Origin of the sequence: Pseudoneobacillus rhizosphaerae (assembly GCF_917563885.1) — a bacterium.
In the GTDB taxonomy this organism is placed as follows: Bacteria; Bacillota; Bacilli; order Bacillales; family Cytobacillaceae; genus Pseudoneobacillus; species Pseudoneobacillus rhizosphaerae.
Genome location: NZ_CAKJTG010000016.1, coordinates 60,289 through 83,368, shown reverse-complemented (window position 1 = coordinate 83,368; position 23,080 = coordinate 60,289). Strand labels below are relative to the sequence as shown.

Below are 23,080 nucleotides of genomic sequence, written 5' to 3'. Positions count from 1 at the left end.
TTTAGCTACCTCCTCTAAACGATCTTTACAATTTGTTTTGTCTCATTCGATTCAAGCGCGGATAACACGACTTGTAGCGATTTTAATCCTTCTTCTCCAGTAATCGGAGGAACTGAATCTTGGACAATCGAATGGACAAATTGATTAATAATTTGCGAGCTTTTTTGGCCGCCCGATTCATTCGTCTGAATCGCACCAAGCTCGTATTTAACCACTTCTCCGTTTTTATATTGAACAACTAGTGAATGGGTAGGATCATCTTCTAATCTTAAAATCGCTTTCTCGCCATAAATAATGGTTGAATTATCTTCTTTCGATACATAAGACCAGCTTGCCGCTAACGTACCGATGATACCACTATCTGTTTTTAAAACGCACACGGCCGTATCATCTACATCAGCATTTTCTTTGGCACTTGTTTCAATAAAGGCTCCAACCTCGACAAATTCTTCTCCAAGGATAAAGCGAAGTAAGTCTGTTTTATGGACACCAAGGTCTCCCATCGCACCAATAAAGGCTTCTTGCTTTTTGAAAAACCAGCTCTCTTTTCCATCTACACTCCAGCCTTCTGGTCCTCCATGACCAAATGCCGTACGGAAGCTATATATTTTGCCTACTTCACCGTTTTCGATTAATTGTCTGGCTTTTTGGTGAGAAGGGACGAAACGTTGATTGTGGGCGATCATTAGCTTTTTACCATTCTTTTCTGCCGCTTCAATCATCGCTTCTCCTTCAGCTCGGGAGGTTGCCATCGGCTTTTCGCAAAGGACATGCTTCCCAGCGTTTAGGGCTGCAATCGAAATTGGTGCATGCAAGTAATTAGGAGTACAAACACTTACGGCATCAATTTCTGGATTGGCTAGTAAATCTTCATAGTTTGTATAAGCCTTTGCATTATAAGTATCAGCAAGTTCATTTACACGATTCTCCACGATATCACAAACAGCAATGATTTCTACATGCTCATTTCTTGCATACTCTGGTAGATGGCGATGCTTGGCAATACTTCCACAACCAATAATACCAACTTTGATTTTTTCCATTTTATTAAACCTCCCAGTTGTTTTATTTTTCTTTTATAAGCTCAAGTGCTTTAGCATTACCATAAACGGGCTTTGGTAGTTTTGTTGGCTCCGCCCACTTAACAGCATTCGTAATGACTCGTTGCACCTCTTTATTGTAATACGTTGGGTATGTTTCATGACCAGGACGGAAATAGAATATCTTCCCTTTTCCTCGTTTGAAGGTACAGCCGCTTCTGAAAACTTCTCCTCCTTCAAACCAGCTAACCATGACTAGTTCATCAGGGGTGGGAATATCAAAGTGCTCCCCATACATTTCTTCGTTTTCAAGTTCAATATATTCTCCTAAACCTTCCACAATCGGATGACTTGGATCAATAATCCAAATACGTTCCTTCTCACTTGCTTCTCTCCATTTTAAATCACAGGAAGTACCCATTAAGGTTTTAAAGAGTTTAGAAAAATGGCCAGAATGAAGAACGATTAATCCCATCCCATCTAGTACGCGTTGCTTGACCCTTTCAACCACTTCATCCTTCACTTCATGATGGGCAATGTGTCCCCACCAAATTAGTACATCGGTTTGATTTAATACTTCATCTGTTAAACCATGCTCTGGCTCATCAAGTGTTGCAGTACTCACGTCAAACTGTGCTTCACCTAGAAAGGATGCAATGGTTCCATGAATACCTTCCGGGTACACTTCTCTTACTTCCGGGTCTATTTGTTCATGTCTATTTTCATTCCAAACTACTACCTTTAACATCGTTTAACCACCTTTATTTATTAGATAAAATAGCATTTCGATACTCGTTCGGGGTTACCCTAGTTTGCTTTTTAAACACTTTACTAAAGTATTTTTCATTTTGGTAGCCAACTTGATAGGCAATTTCATATATTTTTTTAGTAGGATTCCCTAATAATTCTTTTGCATTTTCGATTCGAATTTTCGTTAAATAATCGGTAATCGTTTCATTAAATTCTTGTTTGAATTTCCTAGAAATATAGTCTCGATTTAAAAAGAAACGATCGGCAATATCCTGTAAATTAATATCCTCTTGAAAATGAATCCTTAAATATTCTTCAATTTTTTGCATGTTATTCTTTTCTTCATTAGGAGTAAAGTCATCTATTTTAAGAGAATCAACATTTTGTATGGTTTCCCTCGAAAGCTGTTCATCATTCCATTCCTTTACAGCACGTTCTAATGTTTCATTCAATATTTCCGGATCAATTGGTTTTAGTATATAATCAAAGCTTTTATAGGCAATCGCATTTCTCATATAGTCAAAATCATCATAGCCACTTACAACGATCGTTTTACTTAACAGGTCTGATTGGTGTATCCATTTTAAAAGACTGATTCCATCTCGTTTCGGCATCCTCATGTCCGTAAATATGATAGATGGACGATGCTCAGAGATGAGTTTAATAGCATCATTACCGTCTTCCGCTTCTAAGATGGTTTCGATTCCATGCTTTTCCCATTCTCCTAAAAGGATCAGTCCTTCACGAACATGCTTCTCATCATCAATAATGATCGCTTTCATTCTTCTCCTCCTCCACTGTAATTGGAAGTTTAATGAATACTAAAAAGCCTCCATTTTCTTGATTACTCAGTTCAAAAGTAGCCTGTTGGTCGTAATTCAGTCTTAAACGGGAATGAACATTTTTTAAACCAATATTTGAATCTGAACTATACGGACTACTATTTTCTTCATTTAAAAATAGATTGATTTCCTTTAAGCGAACTTCAGATACGCCACTGCCATTGTCTAAAATCCTTATCGCTAGAAACGTCCCATCCTTTTTACATTCAATCTCGATTTTCCCTACTCGATCTCTTGATTCAAAACCATGTTTAAAGTAGTTTTCAATAATCGGCTGTAATATCATTTTAGGAACAGGAACATTTAGTACCTCTTCATCTGCCTGAATGGAATACTCTAATTGGTCGCCAAACCGTTCTTTTTGCAACAATAGGTAGGCGTTTATATAATTGATTTCTTTTAATAAAGGAACCATATCTTCTTCCATATTCATCCCATATCTCATTATTTTTGATAAATGAGTGACTAGCGTATAAATTTGCGGGACTTTATTTTTTAAAGCGATCGTACCAATCGATTGTAAGGCGTTATATAAAAAATGGGGGTTGATTTGTGATTGTAATACCTTTAGTTGATTCGTTTTGTTTTCCAATTCTAATTTATATTCTCGATTAATTAAGTCATCAATTTTTTCAATCATATTTTTAAATCGAAAACCAAGAACACCTATTTCATCATTTCCTAATGGCTCTAGCTCGACCTTCATATTTCCTTTTTCTACTTGTTGTATGTATTGTAAAAGTACTCTAATGGGTGATGTAATTCTGAAGGATACAAATAACGTAGCTAAAATGACAAGAACTAGTCCAATAACCCCAAACATAATATTTATTTTCGTTACATTAAACGCACTTTCATACAAAGATGAATAGGGGATTCTTTTGACTAAAAACCAACCACCCGAAGTTTCTGGCAGCTGATCATAAATCATCACTCCGTTAAAAGAGTCTTCTTTCCATTCCATTGTCCCCGATTCGTTTTTTGCAGCTATTAATGTATTGATCCATTGCTGGTCTTCTTGCTTATCAGGAACATCATGATTCGAACTGTATATTAACTTTCCTTCTGCAGAAATAATATAGAATTCCTCTGAATCTTGATTATATAGATTTTGACTAAGTTTATAGATTTTATCAGATGAAATCTCTAAGGAAACAAAGGCTAGTACTTTGTCTGTAGGAATATCCGTCAAGGTTCGATGTATAGAGAATATTTTTCTTGGTTTAGCGGTATTTTCATATAGCGTACGAAGAGGTTCAATATACATATTATTAGGACTTTCGATTGCTTTAATATAATAGTCCTGATTTTTCGCCATTAAGTCTTTCGTAAAAACAACGGCAGACCGCTTCGACGCCGAAACAATTCGATCATCCTCAGCAATTGTAATATTCACTCTTTCAATATTATCCTCTGCATATAGAATCGTTTGTATCACATTTCTGATGATGCCAATCGTCAAATAATTATTTTCCTTAGTAGAGTTTTTGAGGAAGTTTATAAACCCAGGATTATTGTATAAGGACAATGTTAATCCATTTAGTTCATTGATGTAGCCTTCAAGATTGACCCTACCTTGATAGAGGAGGTTACTATTCTCTTGAACTACTTGATTCTTCAATGATTCCTTTGTATGAAAATAGGTTACGATAATCGATGTCCCAAACGGAACAATCGTGGCAATGAGTAAAAAGGCAATTAACTTATTTCGGATGCTTGACTTAAACATGATGCAACCTCCCATACTTCCCTTACACCTAAGTATAAAGCGAAGATTCCTATAGTTGAAAGGTTTTTTGAAGTTTCTTACAATCAATTATTTCACAAGTAGAATTAAACATAATTTTCAAAAAATATCCAAATAGTAGAGAAAGCACGTCTATAGTAAGACATGCTTTCTTTCAATCTAGTTATATTATTACTTCAAATTATCCCATGATTCTTGGAAACGTTGTAACACCGTATCATAGTCAATTTTACCTGCAGCATACTCCTGGATAACGGCAGCAAACTCTTTGTTTGCTCCATCTGGCCATCTGAACCAAGTCCAAGGAATCGTTTTATCTGCTTTAGAGTATTCAAGAATCGATTGACCTAAATCACCTAAACCAGTTGGCTCGATATTATCAAATGCTGGAATGAAAGCAAATTCTTCTGTGATATAGCGTTTTCCTGTTTCAGATGAAACCATCCAATCTAAGAAAAGTTTCGCTTCTTCAATATTTTTAGAGTTTTTGTTGATTACCCAGTTATTCGGAACCCCTACTGGTAAGCGGTCAGAAGCAGCTTTATCATCATTAAGTGCGATAGGTAGGAAGCCCATATTGATGTCTGGATTGATTTCAGTAATCATATTCTCAGTCCAGTTACCTTGTTGCACCATTGCGGTTTGACCAGAAGCAAATAGTGTAACTTGTGTATTGTAGTCCGTTGTAATTGGGTTATCGTTCGCAAATCCAATTTCAGTGTCTAATACTTCTTTAAATTGAGCGAATTTTTCATTCCCAACAATTTTTTGAGATCCGTCATATAATCCAGCAATATAAGCAACAGGATCATCCTGTTGAGCAAATCCGATATTTAATAAATGTTGTCCAATTACCCACCACTCGCCATAACCAGCTGAGAATGGAGTAATGCCAGCGTCTTTAAGCTTAGCAGCAGCTGCCTTTAACTCAGAAATCGTTCCAGGTGGCTCTGTAATGCCCGCTTTTTCAAATAAATCTTTATTATAGATAAATCCATAGCCTTCAAGGTTTACAGGCATACCGTATAACTTACCATCTGTATCTGTCATTGGTACTTTCCCGATAGGAAGAACATGCTCTGCCCATGGCTCACCAGAAAGATCTGCTAAATGCTCTTTCCAAAGCTCTAGCTCTTTAAATCCACCATTGTTGAAAATATCTGGTTTTTCACCTGAAGCAAATTTCGCCTTTAAGGCAGCACCGTAATCAGCACCCCCACCAACCGTTTCAAGCTTTACCTTGATATTTGGATGCTCAGTTTCAAACTCGTCAATCATTTTTTGTAATTGCTCAGCAATCTCCACTTTAAATTGGAAAAAGTTAAGAGTGACCGTTTCTTCTTTGTCGTCTTTCTTTGGATCGTCCTTTTTGTCATCAGTCGAACTCTTAGAAGAACAACCGACAATAATACCTACAACTAACAATAACGTGATAGCCATTAGAAAAAAGCGTTTCATAAGTATTAACCTCCCTATTATCTATGTTTTTTTATATTAATTTTTGTATCTATCTATTTAGATAACTACAAAAATATAATATCTATTTAATAGACCCAGATGCAATTCCTTTGATGATATGTTTTTGCAAAAATAAGAAGAAAATGATAACTGGAGTAATCCCTAGCATTAATGCCGCTAGCCCCATGTCCCACTGCTTCGTGTATTGGGCAAAGAACGAACTTGTAGCTAATGGAATCGTCCTTAGCTCCTTCTCTTGTAAAACAAGTAATGGTAATAAGTAGTCATTCCAAATCCAAAGCGTATTCAGAATAACAACCGTTACGGTAATCGGTTTTAATAGTGGAAAAACAATTCTCCAAAACACTCCAAATTGACTACATCCATCAATTCGTGCCGACTCCTCAATTTCGATTGGAACGGTTTTTACAAAACCATGATAAAGAAATAAGGATAGCGGTACACCAAATCCAAAATACATGATGACAAGACCAGGAATACTATTCGTAAGGTTTAATATTCCGCCAATTTTCATCAATGGAATCATCACTGTTTGAAACGGGATGACCATTGCGGCTATAAAAAAGATAAATATTATTTTACTCAGTTTACTTGGAGTTCTTACTAGCTTCCATGCAGCCATAGAACTAATGACTACAAGGCCAATATTACTAAGGACGGTTATAATCAATGAATTCCAAAAGGCTCTAGGAAAATTAATAATCTCCCATACCTTTAAATAGTTGGAGAATAAAAACTCTTTTGGCCAAGCTGCTCCATCAATTAAAATCTCTGCAAAGCTTTTGAGTGAATTGATGATGACAAAATAAAACGGGATTAGAAAAACAATGGCTAAAAGTATCCCAAATATCTCTAATACGAAGGTTTTCTTTGTATATCGGTTCATTATGCCTCAACCTCCCTCTTCTTCGTTGCTAATACTTGGACGGTTGTAAATATGGCAACCACTATGAAGAATAAAATGGACTTCGCTGTACCTAAACCATAACGATTGTATTGGAACGCTTCTTGATAAATATTAATCGCTACAGATTGGGTGGAATTAAATGGTCCACCATTTGTTAATGAAATATTAATATCGAATATTTTGAATGCCATCGAAATCGTTAAGAAAATACAAATCGTAAACGCCGGTAATATTAACGGAATGATAATCTTAGTTAATAAAGTCCAGTTTGATGCACCATCAATCTTTGCTGCTTCTAAAAGATTTTGATCAACACCCTGTAAGGCAGCTATATAAATAACCATCATATAACCACTAATTTGCCAGGCGAACACAATCACAATACCCCAAAATGCCGTGTTTTCATCACCTAACCAAGGGAGCTTAAAAAAGGCTAAGTCCGTCATTTTTCCAATCGAAGCAAATCCTTTTACAAAAATAAACTGCCAGATGAAACCTAGTAATAACCCACCAATTACATTGGGAATGAAAAACACAGTTCGTAATAGATTTCTAGATTTTAATGCTGCGTTTAATAATAGGGCTAAACCGAAACCGATAAAGTTACTAATGATAACAGCTGCAAACATAAATTTCGTTGTAAACAAGAAAGAGTTAACGAAACCGGGATCATTCTTAAAAATCTTAATATAATTCGCTAATCCCACCCATTCAGCAGTCGAACTAACACCATTCCAAGAGGTAAAAGAATAATAGACGCCCATAAAGAATGGAATAATTTGAATGACAATAAAAAATAAAAGAGCTGGCCCCACAAATGCAGCATAGGTGAGAATGTTTTTTATCGTTTTGTTTCTTTTGGAAACAGATTTAATAGCTTTGTTTGTTTGGCTTTTCGTTTCAAGCTGAGTATTCACCCTACTTCACCACCTCTTTAGAATGTAATCGCTTTCTTTTCATTATAGATGAGGGGGAGATGAATTAGGGAGACTGAATTGACCTAATTGGTGTAAAATTTTGACTATTTGTATGATGGGATTGTACACTGAATGTATGAGGGATTTTGGATGTGAAGCAGACTCTGGGACATAGAACATGGAAAATATTGTGTAATTGAAATTACCCCCTTATACTTATTTGTGTAAAGATACATACTGTACACGGATGGTTTTGTCTGGATTTTTAACTATTAATCAAAAGGTGGTAGAAATATGAAATTAGGCGCTTTTTCAGTAAGTTTAAGTGTAAAAGATATCCATGCATCAAAGGCGTTTTACGAAAACCTAGGTTTTTCAGACCTAGGAGGAGATATCTCACAAAATTGGCTTATTATGAAGAATGAAAATTGTATTATTGGATTGTTTCAGGGGATGTTTGAGAAGAATATTCTTACTTTTAATCCTGGTTGGGATGAGAATGCTAAGAATCTTGATTCGTTTACTGATGTTCGGGAAATTCAGAGGCATCTTAAGGAGAGAGGGATTCCGTTGCAGAGTGAGGCTGATGAGACAACTGATGGGCCGGCTCATATTACTCTTGAGGATCCGGATGGGAATTCAATTTTGATTGATCAGCATAGATAAAACATGGGGACGGTTCTTTTGCTTCATTAGCAAAGAGCCGTCCCCGTGCTTCCACATATACAAACATAAGCAAATGACTCTTCCTAAATTCCTGGATTTATATAACCTTCCGAATAATAGTGCACTTTTTTCCCTTTACTTTTGGCATATTCTATCTCTTTACTTGTGCTGTTACCGATATATTGATTAACATCGATAACCAAAATTTCATCTGCCATATCTATTTTTCGATAATGCAGTTTCTCAAACAATCTTTCTTGTTCCTCTGTAATCTTTATACCTTCGCTCTGTTCGAAAAAACCAAGACTTATGACAATATTTCCGTTTAATGTGATGAATGCTTCTGCTTCTCTAAACAGCTTCTTGAATCTAGTAGAGCCGCATAAAGTAATAACTTTCAAGCATTTCCCCCCTATTCTATAGAATCCCCATTCTGTAAGGTAGTCCAAATTTTTTACGTTTCACACTTATCATCATAAAAGGGCATTCCAGTTGAAACCTTTTACAAAATGGTACCAGTTAAATGAATGGCAGCCATTGCAGGATTAAAAAAATTCACTACCGGCTAGTTTTGATATTGCTTTACAAAACTTTGCCCATTTTAGTGGAAAGTGGTTATCTCCCATTTTTATTTCACAATGAGTATCGTATTCTATACGAGTGCTCCAATGGGTGCCATCTAATACACCCGGTGCTACATATTCCTCTGCCCAGTTGACGAAATCACATTTATATAGCTCTGACCGAAACAATTCAATATCTTTAAATGTAAGAAGTGCTGAAACAGGCTCATAAATATATTCGACAGTAGTGGACTCACTAACTACTTCCCTTGTTTCTAAATCTATTTTCAATCGGAAATAAGGACCAGGATAACCACCAGCGTATGCATCTATTTTTTTGATGCAATCATACGGTTTTCTCCCTCGATACTTCTTCCATGTATAACTACATTCGATACAATGATATTTAGCATTTCCAATAGTCATTTGATGAATATCGACTGAGAACGGCTCATTTAATAATTGAATTTGTGGTAGATCTTGAATACCTGGAATGATATCATACGTATTTTGACTATAACATTTAGGACAAACAGGCGAAATCCTTCTCATTTTTTTCATCCTTCTTATTAAAATAAAAGTAAAACCTTTTCAATTATACACCAACTGATAATTATAGAAGTTTAGTATTATTCTGTTTTAAATGATTGAACGCTTTCAGAATCCAAAAGATATGGAACTGAAATAGGACAGAGGAAAATTGACCCGATGTCCCTTATGCTGTGAAAAGTTAGTCAAATTGATATTAACTATATGATAAATCGCCGCATTAGTAGTATTGATTTTTTGGAATCGGGTTACCCTTCACCTTAAACAGAAATATTTAATTCTATAGTAAAAATATATTTATAAAATATTATTTACTTATAAGAAGAATAAAGGATTATTACTTTCTGCATCGAAAGTCTTATAAAGTAGGTGAAAATTTATTAAAGGATTTTAATTGGAGGTTACTAATGAGTATCTTTAACAGATTATCGTCTATTGAACTCAGTGAACAAATATCATTTGCTACTCAAAAAGTAATATATGCAGCTCCTGGTATTCATAAAGAAGTAACAGATTCAATGATCAACTGTATTGAATTATTAGGAAAAGAAAATATAGTCACGATCATCGACAAAGATCCAGAGATATGTAGATTAGGTTATGGTGAAATTGAGGCTATTGAAAGACTATTACAAATTGGAACGATTGTTCGAAAAGCGTATGGGCTAAGAATAGGGGTTTTAATTGTTGATAACAATGCATGGATATTTTCTCCTACACCTCTATTAATAGAAAATCAATTTAATAGAGCTATTATTAATGCTATTAATGTCAATCTAGAGCAAGGTCTTGAACTAATTAGATCAATATCGCCTGATTTATTTAATAAAGATGATAACGCAATATTAAAGGAAAGTTATAAAAACTCTATAAACAATAATAAAAGTACTCCAGAAATAGGTAAAGAAAAGTTTAACAAAGGCGACTTAGACATTGCAAAAAAGGACTTAAATGAAAGACCTCCTAAAAAATTTGACTTTGAAAGGCGAGTACGAACATATAGTAGCCATATTCAATTTGTTGAGTTGAGCTTGCCTGGTCTTCAGTTAAATAGACGAACTTTAAAAATACCATCCAAACTATTAAATGTGAGTAACAATAAGGAAGCTCAAGAACGATTAAAGGCAACTTATAGCTTAATAAATGAAAATAGTAAAATTTCGAGTAAGGATATAGAACAACAGCTATTAAAAATAAGACGAACATATCTTAAATCACTAGGTAAACGTGTAGGTAATATTATCTTAAGACAAAAAAAAGAAGAATTTTTAAGTGAATTAGAAAAAATAAAAGTATCTATCGATAAATTTTCAGCTAACATAAGAAAAAACCTAGAGAAAGAATTAGAAAAATCAAAAAAAGAATTATGTAAAATTCTACTTCCTGGAGTAATGCAAAACCCACCAGATGATTTAAAAGGGGGAATATTAACAAAAAAACCTGATAAAAATACAGCAACTGCTTACTTAAACTTTGAATTAGATAAAGTTATTCCACAAGTAGACGAACTCGTTAACGATATTAAATTATATTGTGACTTTAAAGATGTTACTTATGAAATGTTAACAGACAATGAATTTCAAAAAAACTTACGAATACACTTTCCACATGTACCTTGGCCAAAACCGTTCGATGAACACTATGTAATTCCTGAGAAAGATCCAGAGCAAATGAAATTAACCTTCTAGTAGTTTTGATGTAATTATCTCTCTATTAGAATAAAGAAAAAATGCTCTAAAATGAGCATTTTTTCTTTTTTACAAATAAATACATTGTTAATTTTTATCCTACCCCTAATGCTTTAAACACAGCATCTATCGGGTCTGAATAGAATATTGGTTGAACCTTTATTAATAAATCAGACGGTACAGTTTGAAAGTCCACTACAGATGAAGCTGGTATTAATACCTTCTTAGCACCTGCATCTACACAAACCTGCAAGACGTTAGCAAACTCTTCAACTTTCTCAATGGTTCCACCAACGGTCATGTTCCCTAAAACAACTGTACTCTCTTGGACAGGCTTTTCTAATGCCCCCGAACACAAGCCAATTAATTCAGCAATGGCTAATTGAGGAGTGAGACCGATTCCCTGGAGATCCGCAATATGCATGAGGTAATCTTTTGTTTTTATCGCGATTGAACCACTGATGCTTTTGCTATTAGCAGTAAAGTATCTGTAGGCAGTATCCAGACTTTCTTTAACTCCACGATTAGATCCAACACCTGACTTTTCGAACTTTCCAGAGCCAGAAACAACCTGATTCTCCAGTTTAAAGACACCAATCATTCCTGATTCCCCAGCACCGACTGTATAAACATGTCCTGGTTTACCCATTCCTTCTGGAATCAATTTACCTCCACCCTGTTCAGGAACAGATACATATTCCTCTTGCAAGGATTCCTTATCTATATAAGAGAACATAACATCGTAGAATTCCATACCACCAATTTTCTTTAATTGCTCCTTTACTCGTCTGCGACCCTCTAAGGCATATTGAAGAACTTCTTCAACATCCTCCTTAGTATAATCCTCATGAGGATAGAGTAATTTCATTAAACCTGAAACTGTTCTTCTTACTCCATTCACATCACGTTGATTAAGATTATTACCGAGCTTAAAGTAACGATCAATTGCATCGCTGAATGATCGTTTTCTCATTTCCCTAAAATACTCAGCTAAATAATCTACAATGAAACCATAACGATCCGTAAAGAAATCCGGCCTCATTTTTGGAATTTCCCACCCAGGAAGATAGTAATGCATTCGATCAAAAAACGCTGAATCATTTGCCATCTCTTCTGGAAATGGGGCAAATAAATGTGAAGTTTTAATTAAGGAATCGACACTTTGATTAATATTCCCAACGAAAACCATGGAAGCAGATGCCGCTTTCTCTTCTTTCCCTCTAGCAAAGGAACCACTTGCCATGAAATCCTTCATAATCTGGATCCCGTCTTTATCTTTAAACCTAATACCTGCTACTTCATCGAATGCTACTACATCCCACATTCCCACCAAACCAACTGTTCTTGAAGACATATTGTAAAAAAGGTTGGCTACGGTTGTCTGTCCCCCAGAAACTAGGATAGAGTTCGGTGAAATTTCCTTGTAAACATGACTCTTCCCTGTTCCCCTTGGGCCAAGTTCGCACATATTGTAGTTATTTTCTACAAGAGGTACAAGGCGAAGAAGTAAATGCCATTTTACTCGGTCATTTAATTGAGTAGGTTCCATACCAGTAGAACGAACAAGTATATCAATCCATTCATCCTTGGTAAAATTCTTTCTCCCCTCAATGATTTCGTTAAGATCCATATTCGGCATTTGAATAGGTTTTAGATTGCTAATGCTAAATGGACTGACGTTTTTCAACTCTTCGTCAAAAAAGTAATCCATTTTTAACATACACCAAATTCCACCAGCTAAGAGCTTGTCATATTCCTTTACGTAGTTTGCAGAAATCGGCACATCCTTTAAACCTAAATTAGAGAACTCCGCCTCATATGTATCCTTCTTTGGATTTAATCGGACTGACACCTTATCAATTATAGAATACTGGCCTATCTCTCTAATCTTACTTTTAATTTTTTCCGCTTCATCAGGTCGAACAAAGTTTTCAGAAAGGATTTTCTTAACCCTTGCCACACCTTCTTTAATGCTCTCATCATCATCAGTGGCCGCATACATACCTAATAGGTATTCAAGTACATAAATAGGTACGTTAGCTCCTTCTTTTATGAGCTTTGTTAGATCTTTTCTAACCACACGACCCGCAAATACAGAATTTAGTTTTTTATCTAATTCAATAACATTCACTTCATTCATGTTTTCCATAGGACTCCCTCCCTTACTTTAGAAATCGAACTCGCTGACAATACCCAAATTAATGATAAACGGTATCTTTTCCAGGACTACACCAGTCTCTATGTCTTTTATGGTTAGATAATAATGCTTGTTTTTATCATATGTTGTCGTTTTTAGGGCAAAACGTAGCTTAAATGTCCGTTCTTCAGGGTTTTCAGATGTACGATCACCGATGATTGTCTCCTCATTAGAAATAACCATATCATGTTCATTAGCCATAAAGATTAATACCGTTCTTGGCACAACCTTATCTTCTACTTTTTCCGTTTGGAAGAAAGAAAGATGGAATAAACTATTCGTAATTTTACGTATGGAACTTGTCAACTTGATATCAACTTTAACAATTTCTCTGCTGTTAGCTTGTCCCTTGCGAATATTTTTGTATTTAATTAATGGAACCACCACTTCTTGAAGACTTGCTCCCCCATGAACAAAATTCACACCAGAACCCTGCATCTTAAAACGGATGGTTGATTTCGGAACGTGAACCCTAAGTTGATGATAATTATTAATGATAGAATCCATATTTATGTTAAGAATTCCATCCATCTGTCTATTTTCCTTTGAAAGCATGTATCTTCTTTTCAATTCAATAGCCTGGATATCCTCTTTTTCAATTTTATCACTTTCTACTAATGGCTCTCTTTGATAGACAAATCCATGATCAGAGGTTATTAAGATGTTTGTTCCAGACAAATCATCTCGAATGATTTTTATTAGTGTGGAGATTTCATCGATCGCCTTTTCAACCGCATTAAACGTATAGATTTCAGTAGAGGCTTTGTCCCCCATGGCATCGATTGTATCATGGTAAATGTAAATCAACTTTTTCCCTTTAAAATGCTCTCTTCTGCCTGCTTTGTTCATGGCAAACACTTCTTGTGCATGAATGGCAACACTATCTGCAACTGTAGATTCAATGATTACCTTCCGATTATCCAAACCACTTGATGACTTTCCATCAACCAGAACTCTTACGTTTTCATCGATATCTAAAACCTTGTGCGGTAACAAAGAAGCCATTCCGAGTTTTGTAACAGAAGGAAGAACACTAAGGATTGGTTCGATCTCGCACGCACCTAACGTTTCTGCATTCAGCTTCTCCATTATCTCTACTCCGACTTCGTATCTTAGAGCATCTGAAACAATGACAAAAGTCCGTTCACCCTTATACACTTTTGAAGCAACATATTGCTTATAAAATTCCTGCTGATTTGTAATCCCTGGAAGAACCCACTGATTTTTCATATCCGTTTCTACAGCCATAGACCAATGTGAGCTTAAATCTCCCATATACCAATTAGTATAGAGGTTTTCTACCATCGTTTTTAACTTTTTCAAAATCTCACTATTTGGCTCATTATCGAATGCCACATAAAACTTACGATAATATGTATCCATGGAGTGATACTCGTTAACATAGTTCTTCCAAATATCAATCGCTGATGCTTTTGGAATGCCTGAGCTGTATTTCTTATGGAACTCGTACATCTTCACTGTGTAGAATAACGCATCAAAGATGTATTGGTATCTCTCGTAAAAATGTCTCACTCTTCTGAGATTAATGAGTTTGGTGTATTCCTCATAGTCTTCGTGCAATGCTTCAAGACTATTTGCAATATAAATGATGATAGCTTTATCGAAATAAGGGAACGTATCTGCCTTCTTAAACGATTCAATCGGAAGTTGGCGAACAAGATCCGCTAATTGTAACTCTTGTTCTATCATTTCTGCTAATTCATTGTAAATCACATAGTCTACCTTGTGGTGCATCCAATGATCAATAAATACTAAGGAATTTGACTTGTTTCTTTCGGCAATAAAACTCTTTACGTTTGTAAGCATTGACTCCTCAACCGAATGACTAAGTGCAGTAACCGTAAGATGCATAAAAATAGTCTTTAGGGTCTTGTTCTCCCTATCGTAGTCATATAAATGAGAGACGTACTTCCAGAACACATTAATATCAAAATACTTCACCATTGAAGTTATGTACTTATTTTCTTCTTCTGAAATGCTTTCCTTTAATACCGTTTTTAGCACTTCTTCAAAATCAGGTGTTTTTAAATTACATAAAACACTCATGATGGCGATATCAATACTCTCTTCAGAATAGACCTGAATCCCGTAGGACTTAAATTTTTGTGTATTCTTTTTGATGAAAAATTTCTCATACTTCTTCACAATCGCTCGCAAAGATGGATCAATTCCCAAGTCGCTTAACAACAAAGATATCTTATCTGCATAAAACGTCTTTGAATAGTAAACCGTATCCATAAGCCAATTTTCTTCTCCACTCAAATCATCGTTGGTATAGATAAGGTAATGGGAGGTCGTATCCTCCTCTTCAAGCAAATATTTTGTGTAGAAGTTGTTCTTTTCAGTTAGCTGATGAAATTTTACTTTATCAAGAGCTACTTGTTGGATTTCCTCAACAAACTCCCTATCCTTATCCACCCAAAAAACAATCTTTCTCTGTTCACCATCATTAAGTATTTCATTAAACGTGGCAGTTAATGTGGTAATCACCTGTTCTAAATTCAAGTCCACTCACCCCTCTACAACAAACTCCATAAAACAAGGATACACCAGTCATCACTGGTATATCCTCATGATTGACTATATTTTTGCTACAAGTCCTTTAAACATTTCATAATTTTGCACTACTCCTTCATCCAAATCAATTTCGATTTGCATATCTGCCTTGTGGTGCAACAATTCATCATATTCTTTCAACTCTTCAATCTTCTTGTCTAATACCTTTAATTCCTTCTTTGCATTACTAATTTCTTTCGCAGTATAATCACCCTCAATAATGCTCAATAAATCCTTCTTCTCAGCATCAAGGCGAATTTGGTATTCGTGTAGATAATCAGTTCGAATACGAGATAAGGTAGTCCTGTCGTAACGGTGCATATAAACTAAACAGTTAAATGCCTTTTGCTTACCTGATGTAAATAACCAATAAATCGGTCGTTTCTTATACGTTTGTACATGATCCTTGAAGAAGTCATTTAGGAAATAGCGTCTAATCGTTTCTTTCGCAGTTTCATCTTTTTTCTTGCCAAGAGTATCGGCTAAAAAGTTAAGATTTTCTGCTAATGTCTCTTTTCCATAGATTATTTCAACAAATTCAACAAATTTCGATACAATATCATCTTCATAATATGTACCTGGTAGGATTGGAAGTATGTTGTCCTTATCAACCTTGAAAGTTTTGTATCTATCTAAGGAAAACTCTCCTCCTGCATAGATAAGACCTTCTTCATCTAAAGAATATCTACCAAAAGAGCAACCAACTGCATACGAGATGAAACTCTTAATATCACGCTCTAAATCCGCTTTTCGGATTGTAACATATTGCTCATCTACTTCTGGGGATATTTCATTCTTCAAATCATAGATTTCAATAAAAATGCGATTTAGTTTCTCTTCATTTGTTTTCAGTTTTTGAAAATTGCCTTCTGAAATTTTTTCCCATAGGTTAAAGGTGTTTTTAAACTTACCAGACCTATCTTTCCATTTAATAAAAGGGTGTTCTTTAAAATCCCATGAATCCTCAAAATTATCCCAATCCTGTTTTGAAAGATTTATACACTCTTTACTTAATATTTCAACTTCATTAGTTTTTTCAACAATACATGGAATCCTTTTAATTTGCTCTGGGCCAAAATTTATGGTTGGAGCAAGAATGTTTAATGCCTCCTGAGCTATTTTAGAATTTAATAATCCTATAAAATAATATATACCCTCTTGAACAAAGCCAGTAGGGCCCCCATTTCCAAACAAAATCCCTTGTGGAACATATCTTAATGAAAATAATTTGCTTGAAACTTCTGTCCATGTTAAACCTTCGAGAAAATAATAAGTGCTTTCTCTTAATCTAAAGTTATTTTTGTTGTCAAACTTTATCTCGTAAGCATCATTTTCAAGATTCACTACATTTTCAAAGTTACCATACCATCTTCTAAAGAATCCGCCTCCCGTTATGGGAAACCACTTTTTCTTACTTTCCTGCATATCTTCATAATTTAAAGTATGATATCCTACCTTATCATTTTCAATTTCAAACCATTTTCTTACAAATCTCAAATCATTACCAGTTAATATACCTTTCTTTGTGATTCCAAATTCACCAAAGTTCTTACCTCGTTCAAAATTTTCAATAAATTTATCACTAAGCCAATAAGCAATTGGACTACCTGGGATTTTCCTATAGTCATCTTGATTGAATTTAAAATAATTTGATTGTGTATTATCTCTTACAACTTCAACTGTTTTATCTTTCTTCGACTGGGCAGTTCTTTCTTCGACCAAGCGTAGATATATCCCATTTATATTTGGAATTTTAGTATTTCTCATTACAAATGCTGTAGATTGTACTACTTCTCCACCTATTTCTTCAAATGCTCTTGGTCCTAAATGTAACATCGTAGAAATTGTCTTATTTTTTATAACTTTTTCTCTCAACATTTCAAAACTTGCCAAGAACATCCAAGAATGTTGGTTAATACTCGCATATAAACCTTCTTGCTTTAAATAATGTTCAATTTCCATAAAACAAGCAAATAAGTCAGATTTTGAATCAGTATAATTCTTTTTGAGGAAGTTCGATAAAGTATCGTTCATACTTCCTGAACCCATATAAGGCGGATTTGTTACTAAAATATCATAACGTTGGTACATGATTTCAGCCTGTTTTAATAATTGTGGTAGCAACCCTAATATTTTCGTTCTAATTTCTTCTTCAAATAAATTTGTAGCGGGATTAGATTGAATATATTCTAATCTTTGTTCTAATAAGTCTCGATCATATTCACAAACTTTGATTAAAGAACCTAATGTTTTTCCATGTTGGAACTGTTCGGAAAATTCCTTAACTTTGTTAAACTGTGTTCCATCACTGTCACCTACAATATAGGCTATATCTCCATCATTAAAAGAATTTGTTTCTTGGATAGATGTAAAGTTTAATTTTAAGCCATCTCTTTCAATACTTCTAAAGAAACGGCTGTTATACTCTATAGCTTTCATTACGACAGAAAAACAAGCGAGTTGATAAGCACGATCATCAATATCTAAACCAAAAAGATTATTCTCAACAATTAGCCTTGGGATTTCTCGTTCCATGTACCCGCATTTTTTATAAATCTCATATAGCACATCAAACATATAAACAAGGATGTGTCCACTACCCATAGCTGGATCAAAACACTTTATATCCTCAACTTTAAGCTCTTTATTTATATAAGGAGCAAGTTTTCCCTCAAAATCCGGTTCAGGATTCGGATTTTCAAGATAGAACTCCCAGTTTGCTAATAAATCTCGATGTTCTGGATGGGATTCTATCCAATAACGACCTAATGAATTTTGTACCATATAGCGTACTATCCAATCAGGGGTAAAAAGCTGTGTAGCATATGGTATTTCTTCTGGTTTATATTTTTTCTTTTCTCTAAACACCCTATCTTTCTCTTCCGCAATATAGAACTGGTACAACCATCCAATAACTTCAACCTTCTGCCAATTATCTTCTGGGATAAAATCTATGTCAGTCATTCGGCGAAGAAAGGAGTCCTTTGCTAATAATCCTTCTGGGAAGAGAATCTCAGTATAATCATCAATTGTCTCAAACATAAAAGGAAGATACCGATACAAGTCGTTACAGTGTTTTATTATTAGGTACTTAAAAAGCTCTTCAGTTTTATTATTCAATTTCAACTCATATATGTACTCTTTATCAAGCTCAATCTCTAAGTCTAATTCAAATGCCTCATTTATCATATCTGGATCTGCACTATTTGGATTTGAAGAGGATAACACCCTTACACCTGTCGGTAGATAATCATTTACTTCCATAAAACGTAGTGCTGTAAAACGGTTAAACCAAGTATAAGCGACTTCTTCCATTACCTGTTTAAATCCGATTTGATTAATACGAGCAACAAGTTTATCACGTTGAATCTTTTCTTCTCTTGAAAGCTGTCTTCCATCTATAAAGATGGCATCTGAGCTTTCAACGTCTGCTTTTTTTATTGTGTCTTCGGTAATTCCAATTTTCATTGCCTTTGCTTCTACTTTTTTTAGGAGTTCTTTTCTGGCACTTGTCGCAAAGGTTTTCAGAGCTGACTTATTCATTCTTACATCTCCCGACTAATCAATGAACTCGATTTCTTTATTCGACTTAATGATTTGTTTTAACTTATTTGATAACGTGCTGATGTACTGGTCTACATCCTCTTCCGAACGTAATTCCTTCACTACAATTAGTTCTGAGGCTTTAACCTTTTGCTTTTGAACGGTTGCAACTTGTCCACCGCCAGGTTCGTTACCGCCTCCATCAATTACTACAGGAGGTGTGACAACAGTTCTTCTATGCCATTCCTCTATTTCAAGATTTATCTTCCGTTCGTATTGTTCTTTAAAACTTGTGCTTTGAGAAATTGTCGCATCCACTTTATAAATATCAACAAACTCTTCCACTTGTGCTATTAAGGCAGGAGAATATTGTTCGACTCGTTCTTTTGTTTCGTTCGATACGCCATACTGCTTCGCTTTCAGAGAAAGGTAATCATAATCCAACTTGATTTTCTCTTTTGCATTTTCTTTTTTCTCCGATAAGACAAGATTAATTTGATCCTCAATACCTTTTACGATTTCAGGGATTAGCTTTATTTTCCTGTAAGGAATCGGATCATTTAAGATGTCTGTCAATTTTTCAATGTAATTTTCCGCTTCATTTCCAACAAGATAGGCTTTGTTTTCTTGATACTTATTGATAGCTGATAGCCCTTTATCAAATATGTCCTTTTGATCAGTACCAAAGAAGCTCTTGATGTAAGTCATGTCCTCTTCCCAATAACTAAGGTCTTTTTGTAGTTCTTTCATCTTTCCAAAGAATGATGCATTATCTAACCCTTTGTGGAACTCATCAAAATAACTTAATCCTTTGTCAAGCAAGCTCATACCTGGGTATTTTCTGCCTTCGTAGCGAGCCTTGTATGCATAAATCTCATTCATTTGTTTTTCGATCAATGATCGTATCTCTTTCACTAAACCATCTTCATCATCTGGCAGATCGGTTTTGTTAAATAAATCCTTGCAGACCTTCTTCGCTACCTTTATGAGTGCTTCATCTACTTTTTTTCTTTTTAAGATGATGCCTTTGTCGGCTTCAGATGTTTTGGTTAAAACAGTGACAATCTTGCTTGCAACTACTGCTGGCTCCAGGTACTCCGAGTTATAGCGAATTCTAATTTTCTGATCCCTTAGTAGCTCAGCAATAATCCCTTGGATATCAAGCTCTCTCCATCCATAAGGTTTGTCGTTGAAACGATCAACAATCATTTTGACTCGAATCTGCTTTTGAATCGAATCTTGTAGGCTAATAAAATCAGAAATTTCTTTGATAGCCAGCTCATTTGGTACTTGTTTCATGGCTGTACTTAATGTCAATTGCTCTTCATTAGATTTTAAAATTGAGCGAAGTTCATTTTCAGTACCTATAAATTGTTTTACATAGGTTAATTTTGTATAAACATTGTCTACCAATGAGTGTAGGGCTGTATTCATTTTCTCTTTTACTGTTGAGCCTTTGATAGCCACGTTGTCCCCATTGATAAAGAATTGACCGCTTTTAACCGCATCTTCTAATAATTCACGTACCCTACGTCTTCTTTCTCGCACTTCAGCCTGTTTGTTGTTCAAGATGTTCTGAATACTCTCAGGAAGTTGAGTGATGTTCTTTTTCTTACGATACTCTTCAATTCTTAGCACTTCTTCCATCTCTTCGATATACGATTCATTGCCACCCAATTTTAGTAGTAATTCACCGTTTCCAGACGATATCATCATTAATTCTTGTTCTGATTTTCCATAGTGATCTGATAATGGAGATAGAATATTTACACCAATATTGGATGTTTGATTTCCATAATTCTTTTCATCCATTTTCTGATTGTAAGAAAATGAATATTCGGATGAATAACGGTACTTTTTCTCGTCATAAAGGTCTTGGAAGATATAATTGGCAAGTTCTCTTTTAATCACATCTTCATCTACATTGATTGTCTTAATTTCTCGGTTAATATCTTGTTCATCATCGGTTAAGAAGATAAAGAAATCTCCGTTTTTCTGAACAAGCGTTTGAGAAATCAGCTTTCTTAAAGATACTTTTATTTTTTCTTTTAACTCTAATTTATCTTCATCAATGCTTGTCACCATAAGGGTAGCAATATTTTCAATATTCGCAGGAAGCTCTTTGATGTATTTGATCATAAACAACACTTTCAAGAGGTTTATGTTAAATTCGTCATCTTTAAGAGCAGGGTTTTCATATGCTCCCTCAATTACCCTCGAAATGGTTGGATTGAGGAATTCTTTTATCGTATCGTAAAACGCATAGAAAGGAATTAAAAGACCTTCCTCTGCATCTTTATATTGCAGTCCTGCTTCTTTAAAAGCAGATAGCATGGAACGTTCCCCTTCTGATAAATGCTTACCAGAAGAACCATGTCGTCTTACTTGCTCAAATACATTTTGAAGTAGTTTGAATTGATATGGAATAAAAGGGTAAACATCTGCAAATTCTTGCTCGTTGTCGTAGCCCCTTAAATCCGCAGTGCTTTCTTTGAAACTAATTAAATTCTTCAAGATGGCACTTTTCTCTGGATAAATGACTTTGAGCTTATCGTTAGCAAAGTCTTTCTTTAAGAGAATACGCTTCTTAATTACTTCATCCACTGAAATCGATGAAAGCGATAATCTCGTATCAAAGCGGCCCTGAATACGAGAGAAGTCATCTCCTTTTACCTTAACGATGCTATCAATGCTTTCTTGGGAAGTAACCATGATCCAAACTTTCCCTTTGGCAAAAGTACCCAAGTCCTCCGCAACTGTTTGCAGATTAAGCATGAGACTACGGCTGTCCCCAATAAACTGACCGATTTCATCCACTAAAAACACAAGATGAAAGTTCTTGCCCTTTTGATCTATGTATTCCTTTACATCCTTGGCGAATTTTTCAATGCTAATCTCAAAATTATTTACTCCATTCTCAAACCAATTTCGAGCTGATTCTTCGGACATATCCGTTACCTTTGTTAAGGCTCCAATTACGTAGTCAGCATCGAAATAGAAAGTGTTACGGCGGTCAACCCATTCTTCACCTGAATGTGCCTTAAACTCAACTTTAAACTGTTCGTAGACACCTTTTTGATCTAAGTATTTCTCCATTTCCGCAACGCCAGGAATATCTCCAAAATACCCTTTATGTTCATAGAACACCTTCATAAATACACGTAAAATCGCATCATCTTTCGACTTACTATCCATGGATGCCTTCGAATCAATATTGAAAAGAATTACTTCTGTCTCAACGTCAGAAGTTCTATTCATGTTTGCCAGAACTAAAGGATCTTGTATTTTATCTTGGAAGAACTCAATAGCTTTTTTATTTTTTACTTTCTTGTTTTCAATCAAGTACGCAAGGATTTTCAAGAAATGAGATTTACCAGATCCGAAGAATCCGCTAATCCATACTCCCATTTTATCTGTAGTTCCATCTATGCCCTTTTGATAATTCTCATAGAATTTGGATAAGTGCTTATGTAACTCTCTTGTCACCACATATTCATCAAGCTCTTGATAGATATTGTCATCATCGGTTTGTGCGACTTTTATAACTCCTCTTATATCTCTCTCAATGTCTTTCTGAAACATATCTTTAATGATCATTTTGTATCCCCCTCTTCT

At 35.0% G+C, this 23,080-nt stretch carries 15 protein-coding genes; 2 read left to right on the top strand and 13 right to left on the bottom strand.

What is annotated here, in order from left to right:
• Window positions 1–14 precede the first annotated feature (14 nt).
• From LRP83_RS14500 to LRP83_RS14470, 7 genes are all read right to left on the bottom strand, one after another.
• On the bottom strand, window positions 15–1,043 hold the full coding sequence (locus tag LRP83_RS14500; protein ID WP_230497395.1) for a Gfo/Idh/MocA family protein: 1,029 nt from the start codon (window positions 1,041–1,043) through the stop codon (window positions 15–17).
• 22 nt (window positions 1,044–1,065) lie between these two features.
• Window positions 1,066–1,788, bottom strand: coding sequence for a ThuA domain-containing protein (locus LRP83_RS14495; protein ID WP_230497394.1), 723 nt, complete (start codon window positions 1,786–1,788; stop codon window positions 1,066–1,068).
• A gap of 13 nt (window positions 1,789–1,801) precedes the next feature.
• Window positions 1,802–2,572, bottom strand: coding sequence for a response regulator transcription factor (locus LRP83_RS14490; RefSeq protein WP_230497393.1), 771 nt, complete (start codon window positions 2,570–2,572; stop codon window positions 1,802–1,804).
• Complete coding sequence (locus LRP83_RS14485; RefSeq protein WP_230497392.1) at window positions 2,553–4,361, bottom strand: sensor histidine kinase; 1,809 nt, start codon at window positions 4,359–4,361, stop codon at window positions 2,553–2,555. The genes LRP83_RS14490 and LRP83_RS14485 overlap by 20 nt, the downstream gene beginning before the upstream one ends.
• 189 nt (window positions 4,362–4,550) lie before the next feature.
• Window positions 4,551–5,837 carry an ABC transporter substrate-binding protein gene (locus tag LRP83_RS14480; RefSeq protein ID WP_230497391.1) on the bottom strand — a complete coding sequence of 429 codons (1,287 nt, stop codon included), beginning with the start codon at window positions 5,835–5,837 and terminating at the stop codon, window positions 4,551–4,553.
• A gap of 82 nt (window positions 5,838–5,919) precedes the next feature.
• Window positions 5,920–6,744, bottom strand: a complete 825-nt coding sequence (locus LRP83_RS14475) for a carbohydrate ABC transporter permease (protein WP_230497390.1) — start codon at window positions 6,742–6,744, stop codon at window positions 5,920–5,922.
• The gene (locus LRP83_RS14470) at window positions 6,744–7,640 is read right to left on the bottom strand and encodes a carbohydrate ABC transporter permease (protein WP_435531360.1); all 897 of its coding nucleotides are present in this window, start codon (window positions 7,638–7,640) and stop codon (window positions 6,744–6,746) included. The genes LRP83_RS14475 and LRP83_RS14470 overlap by 1 nt, the downstream gene beginning before the upstream one ends.
• A gap of 336 nt (window positions 7,641–7,976) precedes the next feature.
• On the opposite strand from LRP83_RS14470, the gene LRP83_RS14465 reads away from it, so the two are divergent.
• Window positions 7,977–8,348: a VOC family protein gene (locus LRP83_RS14465; RefSeq protein ID WP_230497388.1), complete on the top strand. Its 372-nt coding sequence runs from the start codon at window positions 7,977–7,979 to the stop codon at window positions 8,346–8,348.
• 83 nt (window positions 8,349–8,431) lie between these two features.
• Here the strand turns inward: LRP83_RS14465 and LRP83_RS14460 are convergent, their stop codons facing one another.
• Window positions 8,432–8,749, bottom strand: coding sequence for a hypothetical protein (locus LRP83_RS14460; protein WP_230497387.1), 318 nt, complete (start codon window positions 8,747–8,749; stop codon window positions 8,432–8,434).
• Between the two features lie 144 nt (window positions 8,750–8,893).
• A complete protein-coding gene (locus LRP83_RS14455; RefSeq protein ID WP_230497386.1) occupies window positions 8,894–9,463 on the bottom strand; it encodes a hypothetical protein in 570 nt (189 codons plus the stop codon).
• Between the two features lie 404 nt (window positions 9,464–9,867).
• Between LRP83_RS14455 and LRP83_RS14450 the strand changes: the two genes are divergently transcribed.
• On the top strand, window positions 9,868–11,148 hold the full coding sequence (locus LRP83_RS14450; RefSeq protein WP_230497385.1) for a hypothetical protein: 1,281 nt from the start codon (window positions 9,868–9,870) through the stop codon (window positions 11,146–11,148).
• Window positions 11,149–11,242: 94 nt separating this feature from the next.
• On the opposite strand, the gene brxL is transcribed toward LRP83_RS14450, so the two are convergent.
• The 4 genes from brxL to brxC form a co-directional block, all read right to left on the bottom strand.
• Entirely contained in the window at window positions 11,243–13,297 is a 2,055-nt protein-coding gene (gene brxL, locus LRP83_RS14445; protein ID WP_230497384.1) for a protease Lon-related BREX system protein BrxL, read from the bottom strand.
• Window positions 13,298–13,315: 18 nt separating this feature from the next.
• Complete coding sequence (gene pglZ, locus LRP83_RS14440) at window positions 13,316–15,877, bottom strand: BREX-1 system phosphatase PglZ type A (RefSeq protein WP_354002347.1); 2,562 nt, start codon at window positions 15,875–15,877, stop codon at window positions 13,316–13,318.
• Between the two features lie 69 nt (window positions 15,878–15,946).
• Window positions 15,947–19,465, bottom strand: coding sequence for a BREX-1 system adenine-specific DNA-methyltransferase PglX (gene pglX / locus LRP83_RS14435; RefSeq protein ID WP_230497382.1), 3,519 nt, complete (start codon window positions 19,463–19,465; stop codon window positions 15,947–15,949).
• Window positions 19,466–19,480: 15 nt separating this feature from the next.
• The gene (gene brxC, locus LRP83_RS14430; RefSeq protein WP_230497381.1) at window positions 19,481–23,062 is read right to left on the bottom strand and encodes a BREX system P-loop protein BrxC; all 3,582 of its coding nucleotides are present in this window, start codon (window positions 23,060–23,062) and stop codon (window positions 19,481–19,483) included.
• Window positions 23,063–23,080 lie beyond the last annotated feature (18 nt).

Bases quoted from the DNA above. Each gene is read 5' to 3' on its own strand.
- LRP83_RS14500 (WP_230497395.1), bottom strand. From the start codon at position 1,043: ATGGAAAAAATCAAAGTTGGTATTATTGGTTGTGGAAGTATTGCCAAG.
- LRP83_RS14495 (WP_230497394.1), bottom strand. From the start codon at position 1,788: ATGTTAAAGGTAGTAGTTTGGAATGAAAATAGACATGAACAAATAGAC.
- LRP83_RS14490 (WP_230497393.1), bottom strand. From the start codon at position 2,572: ATGAAAGCGATCATTATTGATGATGAGAAGCATGTTCGTGAAGGACTG.
- LRP83_RS14485 (WP_230497392.1), bottom strand. From the start codon at position 4,361: ATGTTTAAGTCAAGCATCCGAAATAAGTTAATTGCCTTTTTACTCATT.
- LRP83_RS14480 (WP_230497391.1), bottom strand. From the start codon at position 5,837: ATGAAACGCTTTTTTCTAATGGCTATCACGTTATTGTTAGTTGTAGGT.
- LRP83_RS14475 (WP_230497390.1), bottom strand. From the start codon at position 6,744: ATGAACCGATATACAAAGAAAACCTTCGTATTAGAGATATTTGGGATA.
- LRP83_RS14465 (WP_230497388.1), top strand. From the start codon at position 7,977: ATGAAATTAGGCGCTTTTTCAGTAAGTTTAAGTGTAAAAGATATCCAT.
- LRP83_RS14455 (WP_230497386.1), bottom strand. From the start codon at position 9,463: ATGAGAAGGATTTCGCCTGTTTGTCCTAAATGTTATAGTCAAAATACG.
- LRP83_RS14450 (WP_230497385.1), top strand. From the start codon at position 9,868: ATGAGTATCTTTAACAGATTATCGTCTATTGAACTCAGTGAACAAATA.
- brxL (WP_230497384.1), bottom strand. From the start codon at position 13,297: ATGGAAAACATGAATGAAGTGAATGTTATTGAATTAGATAAAAAACTA.
- pglX (WP_230497382.1), bottom strand. From the start codon at position 19,465: ATGAATAAGTCAGCTCTGAAAACCTTTGCGACAAGTGCCAGAAAAGAA.
- brxC (WP_230497381.1), bottom strand. From the start codon at position 23,062: ATGATCATTAAAGATATGTTTCAGAAAGACATTGAGAGAGATATAAGA.